Below are 12968 nucleotides of genomic sequence, written 5' to 3' on the forward strand. Positions count from 1 at the left end.
GTGCCGTGCTGCGCGGGACTGCCGCGCGCGTCGTCCCGGGCCCGTGGGGCACCTGACGAACAGTTATGTCATGGACATGCCTTGGACGGTAGACCTCTTCGTCCGGGCCGGAAAGCCCTTGTGCGGCGTTCTCGTCCAACTTCTTCCCGTGCCGGGACAAAGCGGGGGTGCGGGCAGGCCGAGGGCGGGGGCGGCGGTCGGGTACGGGCAGGCCGAGGGCAGGGGTGAGCACCCGGCGGGCACAGGGCCGACCACCGCATGAACGCGACCCACCGCTCCCCCGGCCGTGTGCGAGGGCACCGGGCGGCCACCGCACCCGCCGTGGGCGAGGACGGTCGTCGGGCCCGCCACCCCGCCGTACGCGAGGGCGTCCTCAGTCGCCACCCCCGAACGCCGCGTCGAACGAGGCGGACGGCGGCTCGAAGTCGTACCGCCTGAGCGTGGCGAGCGCTTCCGGCGCCCCCACCAGCCGGTCCATCCCCGCGTCCTCCCACTCCACGGAGACCGGCCCGTCGTAGCCGATGGACCGGAGCATCCGGAACACGTCCTCCCACGGCACCTCGCCGTGCCCCGCGGAGACGAAGTCCCAGCCCCGCCTCGGATCGCCCCACGGGAGGTGCGAGCCGAGGCGCCCGTTGCGGCCGTCCAGCCGTCTGCGCGCCTCCTTGCAGTCCACGTGGTGGATCCGGTCCCGGAAGTCGTACAGGAATCCCACGGGGTCCAGGTCCTGCCAGACGAAGTGGCTCGGGTCGAAGTTCAGCCCGAACGCCGCCCGGTGGCCGACGGCCTCCAGCGCGCGGTGCGTGGTCCAGTAGTCGTACGCGATCTCGCCGGGGTGCACCTCGTGGGCGAACCGCACGCCCTCGGCGTCGAACACGTCCAGGACCGGGTTCCAGCGTTCCGCGAAGTCCTCGTACCCGCGCTCGATCATGTGCGGCGGGACCGGCGGGAACATCGCGACCAGGTGCCAGATGGAGGAGCCGGTGAAGCCGACGACGGTGCGCACCCCGAAGGCGGCCGCGGCGCGGGCGGTGTCCTTCATCTCCTCAGCGGCCCGGCGGCGCACCCCTTCGGGTTCACCGTCGCCCCAGACCCGGGCCGGCAGGATGCCCTGGTGGCGTTCGTCGATCGGGTGGTCGCAGACCGCCTGGCCGACGAGATGGTTGGAGACCGCCCAGCACTTGAGCCCGTAGCGGTCGAGCAGCTTGCGCCGCCCGTCCAGGTAGCCGGGGTCGCTCAGGGCCTTGTCGACCTCGAAGTGGTCGCCCCAACAGGCGAGTTCGAGACCGTCGTAGCCGAAGTCGCGGGCGAGCCGGCAGACCTCCTCCAGAGGCAGGTCGGCCCACTGACCGGTGAACAGGGTGAAGGGACGGGGCATGCGCGGGACCTCCTAGACAAGCACGGGGGTGTGTACGGAGTTCTTCTCGACGCTCTCCTGAACCGCCGCGAGCACCCGCTGGATCTGGAGTCCGTCGGCGAACGACGGTGCGGGGGCGGTCCCTTCGGCGATCGTCCGCACCAGGTCGCGGGCCTGGTGGACGAAGGTGTGCTCGTATCCGAGGGCGTGGCCCGGCGGCCACCACGCCTCCAGGTAGGGATGCTCGGGCTCGGTCACGAGGATGCGCCGGAAGCCCGCCGTGGCAGCGGGTTCGGTGTGGTCGTGGAAGGACAGTTCGTTGAGGCGTTCCAGGTCGAAGGCGAGCGAACCGCGCTCCCCGTTGATCTCCAGGCGCAACGCGTTCTTCCGTCCGGCGGCCATCCGGGTCGCCTCGAAGGAGGCCAGCGCACCGGAGGCGAACCGGCCGGTGAACACGGTCGCGTCGTCGACGGTCACCGCCCCGTCCCCGCCGCCTCCCTGCCCGTCCCGGCCGTCGTCCCCGTCCCGGTGCGCGTCGGTACCGACGGCCGCGGAGAGCGCGGCGGACGACCCGGCCGGCAGCGGCCGTCGCGTCACGAACGTCCTGCTGACCGCCGACACCCCGGTCAACGGCTCCCCCGCCAGGTGCTGCGCCAGATCGACGATGTGCGCGCCCAGGTCGCCGAGTGCCCCCGAACCCGCCCGCTCCCGTCGCAGCCGCCAGGTGAGCGGTGCTCCGGGATCGACGAGCCAGTCCTGGAGGTAGGCGGCGCGGACGTGGCGCAGGGCGCCGATCCGGCCCTCGCCGATCAGCCTTCGGGCGTAGCTGATCGCGGGCACCCTGCGGTAGTTGAAGCCCACCATGGCCACCTGGCCGCGGGCCGCCGCCCGTTCGGCCGCCTCGGCCATGACCTCGGCCTCGGCGACCGTGTTGGCCAGCGGCTTCTCGCACAGCACGTGCTTGCCGGCCTCCAGCGCGGCGATCGCGATCTCGGCATGGCTGTCGCCGGGGGTGCAGATGTCGACGAGCTGTACGTCGTCCCGGGCGACGAGGGCCCGCCAGTCGGTTTCCGCCGCCGCCCAGCCGTGGCGGGCCGCCGCCGCGTCGACCGCCGCCCGGTCGCGTCCGCAGATCGCGGCGAGCACCGGTCTCATCGGCAGCTCGAAGACGTGCCCGGCGGTGCGCCACCCCTGTGAGTGGGCGGCGCCCATGAACGCGTACCCGACCATGCCGATCCCGAGCGTGGGCGCGCTCGGCACCGGCCGGTGCGCCGCCGGCGCCTCGGCCTGCTGCGCCGTCTCTTCCCTGCGGGCCATCCGGGCTTCCTCCTCGTCGGTCGTTCGATGGGTGCGGCGGAAGGGGCGACAGACACCCTCCTCCGGGGCGGCGGGAGGGCCGGTGCCCTCCCCGGGGCGGCTCAGCTGAAGCCCGTCGGCAGGTACTGGTCGACGTTCTCCTTGGTGACCACCGCCGAGTAGAGGGTGAGACTGGTCGGGATCTCCAGCTCGGCCAGGCCGCCGACGCCCCTGCCCTGGGCGAGGGCGCGGGCCAGGTCGATCGCGGAGGCGGCCATCGTCGGCGGATAGAGGACGGTGGCCTTCAGCACACCGTCGTCGGCCTTGATGGCGTCCATCGCGGACCTGGACCCGGCGCCGCCGACCATCAGGAACTCGTCGCGGCCCGCCTGCTGGATGGCCCGCAGCGCCCCGACGCCCTGGTCGTCGTCGTGGTTCCACAGGGCGTCGATCCTCTTCTGCGCCTGGAGGAGCTGGGCCGTCTTCGCCTGGCCCGACTCGACGGTGAACTCGGCCGCCTGACGGGCCACCAGCTCGATGTCGGGATAGTTCTTCAGCGCGTCGGCGAAGCCCTGGCTGCGCTGCCTGGTGAGTTCCAGGTTGTCGATGCCGGCCAGTTCGACGACCTTGGCGTCCGCCTTGTCCTTCAGCCGTTCGCCGATGTACGTACCGGCGTTGAGGCCCATGCCGTAGTTGTCGCCGCCGACCCAGCAGCGGTAGGCCTGCGGGGAGGCGAAGATCCGGTCGAGGTTGACGACGGGGATACCGGCCCGCATGGCCTCCAGGCCGACCTGCGTGAGCGCCTTGCCGTCGGCGGGGAGGACGACCAGGACATCGACCTTCTTGTTGATGAGGGTCTTGACCTGGCCGATCTGGGCGGCGGTGTCGTTGGAGCCCTCGGTGGCCTCCAGCGTCACGTCGGAGTACTTCGCCGCCCGCGAGGCGGCGTTCTCGTTGATGGCGTTGAGCCAGCCGTGGTCGGCCTGCGGACCCGCGAAGCCGATCGTGACGTGCTTGCCGGGCTCGGTGCCGGCCGCGGCGCCGCCGCCGCGCGCGGCGTCCGCGGCCTTGGGTTCGTTGCTGGTGCAGGCGGTGAGGAAGGCACCCGCGGAGACGGCCGCGGTCCCGAAGAGCAGTCCTCTGCGGCTGGTTTCTGGCATGGCTGTCCAACCCTTCATCCGGTGCGTTGCGTGTCGTACGGGCAGCGGGGCGGGGGACGGGCATCGAGGGGCGTGCCCGCGGCGTCCGGCGCGGTGCGTCGCAAGGCGGAGGGTCGTCCTCGTACGGGGCGTACGTGGACGATCCCGACAACGCGGCGAGGCGCCGTGCCAGGCGTCGCGGGCACGACGGGACTTTCGAAATACGCCCTAGCCGGGCGCGGAGGTGCGGCGCTGGACCAGGACGGCGGCGACGATGATCGCGCCCTTGGCGATCTGCTGGACGTCGCTCTGGAGGTTGTTGAGCGCGAAGATGTTGGTGATGGTGGTGAAGACGAGGACGCCGAGCACCGAGCCGACGATGGTGCCGCGCCCGCCGCTGAGCAGGGTGCCACCGATGATGGCGGCGGCGATGGCGTCCAGCTCGTACAGGTTGCCGTTGGTGTTCTGTCCCGAGCCGGACAGGACGACGAGCATGAACGCGGCGATGCCGCAGCACAGCCCGGACAGCAGGTGGAGGAGGAGCCGCTGCCGTCGTACGTCGATGCCGGCCAGTCGGGCCGCCTCCGGGTTGCCGCCGATGGCGACCGTGCGGCGCCCGAAGGTGGTGCGGTTCAGCAGCAGCCAGCCGATGACGGCGACCGCGGCGAACATCATGACCAGCGGCGGGACGCCGAGGACGTAGGAGTCGGGCAGCCCCAGGTCCAGCACGGACCCGACGGTGACGAGTTGTGTCTTTCCGTCGGTGATCTGGAGGGCGAGTCCGCGTGCCGAGGCGAGCATCGCGAGCGTCGCGATGAACGGCACCATCCGCCCGTACGCGATGAGCAGCCCGTTCACCATCCCGGCGGCGAGCCCGACGACCACGGCGGTGAACAGGATCCCCGTGAAGCCGTACTCCTGGGTGGCGACCGTGGTCGCCCAGACGGAGGCGAGCGCGACCATGGCGCCGACCGAGAGGTCGATGCCGCCGCTGGTGATGACGAAGGTCATCCCCACGGTCACGACACCGATGACGGACGACTGGGTCAGGATCAGCTGGAGGTTGCCGGTGTCGAGGAAGGCGTCGGGCTCGGTGAACCCGCCGACGGCGATCAGTACGGCGAGGACGCCCAGGAGCGAGAGGGTGCGCACGTCCACGCGCGGTCCCAAGGAGCGCGGCGCCGTGTCCCGCTTCGGGGATCCGGCGTCCGGGGCGTGCGCCTCGTCCGGGCCGCCCTGCCGTGCCGAGGAGACGGGCTGCGTCATGATGTCGGGCTCCCTTCCATCACCAGGTCGAGTACGCGGTGCTCGTCCAGCTCCCCGGCGGGCGCCGTGTGCACGACGCGGCCCTCGCGGAGCACCAGCACCCGGTCGGCGAGGCCCAGCACTTCGGGCACCTCGCTGGAGACGAGCAGGACGGCGAGGCCCTCGTCCGCCAGCCGGCGGATCACCGCGTACAGCTCAGCACGGGCACCGACGTCGACGCCGCGGGTCGGTTCGTCGAGCAGCAGGACTCGGCATCCACGCAGCAGCCAGCGGGCCAGGACGGCCTTCTGCTGATTGCCTCCGGAGAGCGTGCGGACGGGGGCGTCGGGGTTGTCGGGGCGCAGGGAGAGTTCACGGGTCGCGGCGCGGGCCGCCCGGCGTTCGGCCCCGCGGTCCAGCCAACCGCCCCGGGCGAAGCGGGACGTGGAGGAGACGGAGACGTTGCGGGTGACGGACTCGAGCATCAGCAGGGCCTGCGCCTTGCGTTCCTCGGGGGCGAGCCCGACACCGGCGGCGACCGCCGCGCGGACGCTGCCGGGCCGGAGCCGTCGGCCCGCGACGGTGACCCGTCCGGCGGTCGGCCTGCGGGCCCCGTAGACGGTCTCCAGGATTTCGGAGCGTCCCGAGCCGACGAGTCCGGCCAGGCCGACGATCTCGCCCGGCCTCAACTCCAGGTCCAGCGGCTCGAATTCGTCCTTCCTGGCCAGCCCTTCGGCCTTCAGCACGGGTTCGGCTGCCGTGTGCGCGCCGCGCGCGGGGCGGGCCGGGAAGACGTGCTCGACGTCCCGGCCGGTCATCATGGCGACGATGTCGCGCGTCGGCGTGGACCGGACGGGCAGCCCCGCGGCGACGGCCCGTCCGTCCTTCAGCACGGTCACCCGGTCGCCGATCCGGCGGATCTCGTCCAGCCGGTGCGAGATGTGGACGACGGCGACTCCCTCGGCGGTGAGGGCGGCGACGACGCGGAACAGGTTGTCGACCTCGTCCGGGTCGAGCGCCGCGGTCGGCTCGTCCATCACGATGAGCCGCACGTCGTGGGAGAGCGCCCGTGCCATGGAGACGATCTGCTGCTGGGCCGCCGACAGCCGGCCGACCTCGTGCGCCGGATCGATCTCGGGGTGCCCCAGGCGCCCCAGCAGCGCGGCCGTGGCCGCGCGCCCCCGGCGGGCGCGGACGAGGAAACGCGCGGTGGTGGGCTCATGGCCGAGGAAGACGTTCTCGGCCACCGAGAGGCCCTGGACCAGGTCGAGTTCCTGGTAGATGGTGGCGATGCCCAGACGCATCGCGGCGACGGGCGACTTGAGCTCGACCGGTTCGCCGCACCAGGTGATCCCGCCGTCGTCGGGCCGGTGGGCCCCGGCGAGCACCTTGATGAGGGTGGACTTCCCGGCGCCGTTCTGGCCGAGGAGGCAGTGGACCTCACCGGCCCGGACCTCCAGGTCCACACCGTCGAGGGCGCGGACTCCCGGGAACGACTTGGTGATGCCGGACATGGTGAGCAGGGGTGGTTCTGGTGCCATGACGAATCCCCTCGGCGAATGGGGTCTCCCCCGCTCCGGCGCAGCCGGGAGCCTGGGGAAGGCCGGTGAGCGAGCGGGGCGGTACCGGGGTGCGTGTGCGCGAGTTCGTCCACGTCCACGGGCTGTGCGTGTGCGCTGGTGCGGGGCTTGCGGCTGCACGGGTCCGGCTTCGCCGGGATCCGGGCTCACGGTGCACGAAGGTGGAGGGCGGGTTGCGGAGGGGGTGGTGCCGACGTGCCACCGGCCCGGGGTCAGGCCGGTGAGAACAAGTGGTCGCTGATGAGCCGGGCCGCGCCGATCACTCCGGCGGCGTGTCCCAGCTCGCCGAGCACGATGGGGAGATTGCCGGTGGCCAGTGGCAGCGACTGGCGGTAGACCTGGGTGCGGACGCTGGCGAGCAGTGTGTGCCCGAGGCCGGTCACCCCGCCGCCGATCACCACCAGGCCGGGGTTGAAGAAGCTGACGAGTCCCGCGACGACCTGGCCGACCCGGTTGCCGCCCTCACGGATCAGGCCGAGCGCGGTGGGGTCACCGGCGGCCGCGGCGGCCGCCACGTCGGCGGCGGTGAGTGCTCCGGCCGCCTCCAGCCGGCCGGCGAGTTCCGCCGAACGCCCGGCACGTGCCGCCTCCTCGGCGTCACGGGCGAGCGCGGCACCGCTGAAGTGGGCTTCCAGACAGCCCCGGTTGCCGCAGGCGCAGAGCCGTCCGTCGGGTTCGACCCGTATGTGTCCGATGTCCCCGGCGCTTCCGGTCGTGCCCCGGTGCACCTCGCCGCCGGCGACGATGCCGCAGCCGATTCCCGTACCGATCTTGACGCAGAGGAAGTCGCCGACGGAGCGCGCGACCCCGGCGTGCCGCTCCCCCAGCGCCATCAGGTTCACGTCGTTGTCGACCATGACGGGGCAGCCCAGTTCCTGGCTGAGCGCCTCGCGGACCGGGAAGCCGTCCCAGCCGGGCATGATCGGCGGGGCGACCGGTACGCCTTCGGGGAAGCGCACCGGACCGGGTACGCCGATGCCCGCGCCGTCGAAGCCCTCGGCGAGCCCGGAGGTCCGGAGCCCGGCCGCCATCGCCAGGACCTGTTCGAAGACGGCGACGGGGCCCTCGCGCACGTCCATGGGATGGTTGAGGTGGCCCAGAACCTCCAACTCGGCGTTGGTGACGGCCACATCGACGGACGTGGCCCCGATGTCGACGCCGAGGAAGCGCAGTCGCGGGTCGAGCCGGATGTTGTGGGAGCGGCGTCCGCCGCGGGACGCGGCGAGGCCGTCGGCCACGACGAGTCCGGTCCCCAGCAGCCGCTCGACCTCGACGGCGAGCTTGGAGCGGGAGAGTTCGACCTGGTCCCCCAGTTGCGCCCGCGAGTGGGGACCGCCGTCGCGCAACAGCCTGAGCAGCCGCGCCTGGTGCGCGTTCGCGGGTCGTGCCGTCATGCGTCTCACGCGCCCCTCCCCGCCGCATCGGCCGGTCCGTCCGGGCTTTCGAGGGAAACGTAGCAGCGGTCGCCGGGAGTGGGAAGAAGTCGTGCGGGAATCCGCACCGACTTTCTCCACACCGTGGACAAAGCAACGGGTACGAACGACGCCGTGCCCCCGCGCGGCGCCGTTCCGGCTCCGGCACGGCGTCGCGTCCCGGCGCCCGGCGACGAGGCGCGGCCCCGGGATGCGACGCCGCCGCCCCGCGGGCGATGCCACGGACGTCAGGGGCAGCGGATCACCTGGCCCGCGTACGAGAGGTTCCCGCCGAAGGCGAACAGCAGCACCGGATCGCCGGCGTGCACCTCTCCGCGCTCCACCAGCTTGGACAGGGCCATCGGGACGGAGGCGGCCGACGTGTTGCCGGACTCCACGACGTCCCGGGCGATGACCGCGTTGACCGCGCCGATCTTCCTGGCGACCGGCTCGATGATCCTGAGATTCGCCTGGTGCAGCACCACCGCGGCCAGGTCCTCCGGCGCGACACCGGCCTTGTCGCACACCTTGCGGGCGATGGGCGGCAGTTGTGTGGTGGCCCAGCGGTACACCGACTGGCCTTCCTGCGCGAAGCGCGGGGGCGTGCCCTCGATCCGTACCGCGTTCCCCATCCGCGGCACCGAACCCCACAGCACGGGGCCGATCCCGGGCCGGTCCCGACCGTCCGTCCCCGGGCGGTCCCGGTCCGCGACGACGACCGCGGCACCGGCTCCGTCGCCGACGAGCACGCAGGTGCTGCGGTCGGTCCAGTCCGCGACGTCCCCCATCTTGTCGGCACCGATCACCAGGACGCGCTCGGCCGCGCCGGCCCGGATGGTGTGATCGGCGGTGGCGAGGGCGTGGGTGAAGCCGGAACACACCACGTTGATGTCCATCACCGCGGGCGAGTCCATGCCGAGCCGCGCGGCCACCCGCGCCGACATGCTCGGTGAGCGGTCGATCGCGGTGGACGTGGCGACCAGGACCATGTCGATCTCGTCGGGCCGCAGCCCCGCCGAGGCAAGCGCCTTGGCGGCCGCGTTCGCGGCCAGTTCGTCGACCGGTTCGTCGGGCCCTCCCACATGCCGGGTCCTGATGCCGACGCGGCTGGTGATCCACTCGTCGGTGGTATCGACCATGGCCGCCAGGTCCTCGTTGGTGAGCACCCTGGCGGGCTGATAGTGGCCGAGCGCCACGACACGTGAGCCGGTCATGTACGGGTTCCCCTCGCTACGTATGGCAGGAGCCATCCAGTCTTGGTCGCTACCGACCGGTACGGGGACGCGTGTTCCCACAGGAATGGCACGCGCTCGTTGGAGGTTCGATCACTGCCCCGTCCACCGCACGCGCCCGGACGCCGGGGTCATGGCACGCGAGGCCCGCAGCCGTCGGTCCCGCAGGTCGGCGGAGGGCGACGGCCACCGCCCTCCGCACGCACGCCCCGTCGGCCGCGATGGCAGACTCCATGTGTCAGGACGCATGTGCCGGAACGACGCATGTGCCAGAACGAGGACAGGACGGCGGGGCGGCCGGGGCCGCCTCACCGCACGACGGGAAACGGGTTCACGGCTATGGGACGGGTCACCGAGCGCCGCCGCACCATCCGCATCCGGGACGGGGCGGTATCCGCGCGCCCCGACACGCTCGTCGCCGAGGAACCCCTGGAGATCCGGCTGAACGGCAAGCCTCTCGCGATCACGATGCGCACCCCGGGCGACGACTTCGCGCTGGCGGCGGGCTTCCTGGTGAGCGAGGGCGTCGTCGGCGACGGCTCCGAGGTGCAGTCGATCGTCTACTGCGCCGGGGCGACCGCGGACGGCGTGAACACGTACAACGTGGTGGACGTGAAGCTCGCCCCCGGCGTCCCGGTCCCCGACATCGCGCTCGAACGCCACGTGTACACCACGTCGTCCTGCGGGCTGTGCGGCAAGGCGAGCCTCGACGCGGTCCGCACCACCACCCGGCACCCGGTCGCCGACGCTCCCCCGCTCCTGGTCGAGCCCGCGCTGCTCGCGGTACTGCCGGACCGGCTGCGCGCGGCCCAGCGGGTCTTCGACCGCACCGGCGGCCTGCACGCGGCGGCGCTGTTCTCGGAGGCGGGCGAGCTCCTCGACGTCAGGGAGGACGTCGGCCGGCACAACGCGGTGGACAAGCTGGTCGGCCGGGCCCTGACCGACGGGCGGCTGCCGCTGTCCCGGACGATCCTGCTGGTGTCGGGGCGGGCCTCGTTCGAACTGGCCCAGAAGGCCGTGATGGCCGGGATCCCGATGCTCGCGGCGGTCTCGGCCCCGTCGTCCCTCGCCGTGGACCTGGCGGCCGAGACCGGACTGACCCTGGTGGGCTTCCTGCGGGGCCCGTCGATGAACGTGTACGCGGGCGAGCACCGCATCGCCCTGGAACCGGCGGTCCGCCGGAACTGACCGCCCCACCCGGACGGCGCCCCACGTCCCACGGGCCGGCCGACGCCGCACCGCACCGCCCGCGCGCACTCGCGTCGAAAGGAACCGGCCGGAACCGGTCGCGATCCGCCGGTCGCGGCCCGCCGCCGGGCCGACGCTCCGGCCGCGCCCCCGTCCAACCGGCCCCTGTGTCAGGTCGAGGCCCCCTCGGCCACCGCACCGTCCCGCCGCCCCGGCCCCTCCTCACCGGTCGCCGGCGCCGCGGACGTCGCCGCATGCCCCCACAGGGGTCTCCGCACGCTCCATCAGCGGTCCCGCCGGCCCCGGGGCAGCCTCCGTGCACTCCGGAGCCGCCTCCGGCACATCGCGCGAGCGGCGTTTGGCGAGCACCGCGCACACCATCAGCTGCATCTGGTGGAAGAGCATCAGCGGCAGCACGGCGTAGGACGCCTGCGCGCCGAAGATCACGCTCGCCATCGGCAGCCCGGAGGCGAGGCTCTTCTTCGATCCGGCGAACTGGACGGCGATCCGGTCCTCCCGGTCGAACCCCAGCCGCTTCGCCCCGTACCAGGTCAGCGTCAGCATCAGCGCGAGCAGCAGCGCCTCGGTGCCGAGCAGCGCCCCGAGCCGGGCCGGGGTGACCTGGTGCCAGATGCCGGTGACCATGCCCTCGCTGAACGCCGTGTAGACGACGAGCAGGATCGAGCCGCGGTCGACGTAGCCGAGGACCTCCTTGTGGCGGGTGAGGAAGCCGTTGATCCAGCGGCGCAGCAGTTGCCCGGCCACGAACGGCAGCAGCAGCTGGACCCCGATCCTCAGCAGCGCGTCCGCCGAGAAGCCGCCGCCGCTGTTGCCGAGCAGCGCCGCGGCGAGCAGCGGGGTGAGGAAGATTCCGGCGATCGAGGAGAAAGAGCCCGCGCAGATCGCCGCGGGCACGTTGCCGCGGGCGATGGAGGTGAAGGCGATCGAGGACTGGATGGTCGAGGGGACGAGGCAGAGGAAGAGGAAGCCGCTGTGGAGCTGCGGCGTCAGGACGTACGGCACCAGTCCCCGCGCCGCCAGCCCGAGCAGGGGGAACGCCACGAAGGTGCAGGCCAGGACGGTGAGGTGGAGCCGCCAGTGCTTGAGGCCGTCGACGGCCTCGGCGGTGGAGAGGCGGGCGCCGTACAGGAAGAAGAGAAGCGCGATCGCTCCGGTCGATGCGCCGCCCGCGACGTCCGCGGCGGCCCCGGACGCGGGCAGTATCGCCGCGAACGCGACCGTGCCGATCAGCGCCAGGACGTACGGGTCGACCGGCAGCCAGGACGGCAGCCTCGGGGTGCGGCGGCTCATGTGCTCCACGCGTTCTCTCGGGTCCGTTCGTGCCCTTCCATCCTGCTGAGGGCAGGGGCGATCGGGAATCCCGTACACCGCTCTCACTGTCATCACGATGCGCGATAGCCTGGGTTTCCATGTACGACCCCGCGCAGCTCCGGACGTTTCTCGCCGTCGCCCAGACCCTGAGCTTCACCCAGGCCGCCCGTCGGCTGGGGGTGCGGCAGTCCACGGTGAGCCAGCACGTGCGGCGCCTGGAGGACGCGACGGGGCGGCCGTTGTTCACCCGCGACACCCACCGGGTCGATCTCACCCCGGACGGCGAGGCGATGCTCGGCTTCGCCCGGACGATATTGGAGGCCCACGAACGGGCCGCGGCCTTCTTCGCGGGGACGCGGCTGCGGGGGCGGCTGCGGTTCGGGGCCTCCGAGGACTTCGTCCTGACGCGGCTGCCGGAGATCCTGGAGTCCTTCCGCCGCGATCATCCGGAGGTGGAGCTGGAGCTGACGGTGGAGCTCTCCGGGATCCTGCACCAGCGCCTGGCGGCGGGCCGGCTCGATCTGGTGCTCGCCAAGCGGCGCACCGGAGACACGCACGGGGAACTGGTCTGGCGGGACGCGCTGACCTGGATCGGCGCGCCGCGCCTGCGGATCGACCCGGACCGTCCGGTTCCGCTGGTGCTGTACCCGCCGCCCGGCATCACCCGGGCCCGCGCCCTGGAGGTCCTGGAGCGGCACGGCAGGTCCTGGCGGATCGCGTGCACGAGTACGAGCCTCAACGGTCTGGTCGCGGCGGCCCGTGCCGGGCTCGGTGTGATGGCCCACAGCCGGGGCCTGGTCCCGCCCGGTCTGGCACCGCTGCCGCCCCGATCCGCCCTGCCCGATCTGGGCGGTGTGGACTTCGTCCTGCTGCACGGCCGCCGCGGGGACGGGGCGCCGGGGGCCGGCGGATCGCAGGAGGCCGCCGACGCCCTGGCGGCGGCGATCCTGGCGGGCGCCGACCGGCTGATCCGCACGCCGGACCGGGCCGCCCCGGACCGATACCCCGGTATCCCCCGCATCGGGCCCGAACACGACCACATCCGCCCCGAAGGTGGGTGATCGTCGCGTACCTGCGTGATCGCCACGTACGGATTCGGTGGAGATTCCGGCGCCGGCCTCTTACGACCTCGCCCATCTGGCCGGATTTCGGTGGTCGGCCCCCGCGTGGGCGGCGTCGCCCGCCTG

The 12968-nt window shown here is 72.8% G+C and carries 10 protein-coding genes; 2 read left to right on the plus strand and 8 right to left on the minus strand.

What is annotated here, in order from left to right; translation table 11 throughout:
• Positions 1–373: 373 nt before the first annotated feature.
• From AMK22_RS02385 to AMK22_RS02415, 7 genes are all read right to left on the minus strand, one after another.
• Positions 374–1378 (minus strand): sugar phosphate isomerase/epimerase family protein, encoded by a 1005-nt coding sequence (locus AMK22_RS02385; RefSeq protein WP_073781480.1) that lies wholly within the window; start codon positions 1376–1378, stop codon positions 374–376.
• A gap of 12 nt (positions 1379–1390) precedes the next feature.
• Positions 1391–2674: a Gfo/Idh/MocA family protein gene (locus AMK22_RS02390; RefSeq protein ID WP_073781481.1), complete on the minus strand. Its 1284-nt coding sequence runs from the start codon at positions 2672–2674 to the stop codon at positions 1391–1393.
• A gap of 101 nt (positions 2675–2775) precedes the next feature.
• Positions 2776–3813, minus strand: a complete 1038-nt coding sequence (locus AMK22_RS02395) for a substrate-binding domain-containing protein (protein ID WP_073781482.1) — start codon at positions 3811–3813, stop codon at positions 2776–2778.
• A 207-nt stretch (positions 3814–4020) separates the two neighbouring features.
• Complete coding sequence (locus AMK22_RS02400; protein WP_073781483.1) at positions 4021–5058, minus strand: ABC transporter permease; 1038 nt, start codon at positions 5056–5058, stop codon at positions 4021–4023.
• Positions 5055–6578, minus strand: coding sequence for a sugar ABC transporter ATP-binding protein (locus AMK22_RS02405; RefSeq protein ID WP_073781484.1), 1524 nt, complete (start codon positions 6576–6578; stop codon positions 5055–5057). The genes AMK22_RS02400 and AMK22_RS02405 overlap by 4 nt, the downstream gene beginning before the upstream one ends.
• Before the next feature lie 251 nt (positions 6579–6829).
• Positions 6830–8011, minus strand: coding sequence for an ROK family protein (locus AMK22_RS02410; protein ID WP_073781485.1), 1182 nt, complete (start codon positions 8009–8011; stop codon positions 6830–6832).
• Positions 8012–8277: 266 nt separating this feature from the next.
• Positions 8278–9243, minus strand: coding sequence for a beta-ketoacyl-ACP synthase III (locus tag AMK22_RS02415; RefSeq protein WP_073781486.1), 966 nt, complete (start codon positions 9241–9243; stop codon positions 8278–8280).
• 357 nt (positions 9244–9600) lie between these two features.
• Between AMK22_RS02415 and fdhD the strand changes: the two genes are divergently transcribed.
• On the plus strand, positions 9601–10449 hold the full coding sequence (fdhD, locus tag AMK22_RS02420; RefSeq protein WP_073781487.1) for a formate dehydrogenase accessory sulfurtransferase FdhD: 849 nt from the start codon (positions 9601–9603) through the stop codon (positions 10447–10449).
• A 222-nt stretch (positions 10450–10671) separates the two neighbouring features.
• On the opposite strand, the gene AMK22_RS02425 is transcribed toward fdhD, so the two are convergent.
• Positions 10672–11760: a bile acid:sodium symporter family protein gene (locus tag AMK22_RS02425; protein ID WP_073781557.1), complete on the minus strand. Its 1089-nt coding sequence runs from the start codon at positions 11758–11760 to the stop codon at positions 10672–10674.
• A 119-nt stretch (positions 11761–11879) separates the two neighbouring features.
• Between AMK22_RS02425 and AMK22_RS02430 the strand changes: the two genes are divergently transcribed.
• Entirely contained in the window at positions 11880–12842 is a 963-nt protein-coding gene (locus AMK22_RS02430; protein ID WP_079185868.1) for a LysR family transcriptional regulator, read from the plus strand.
• The last annotated feature ends 126 nt before the right edge of the window (positions 12843–12968 follow it).

Origin of the sequence: Streptomyces sp. CB01580, assembly GCF_001905795.1 — a bacterium.
In the GTDB taxonomy this organism is placed as follows: domain Bacteria; phylum Actinomycetota; class Actinomycetes; order Streptomycetales; family Streptomycetaceae; genus Streptomyces.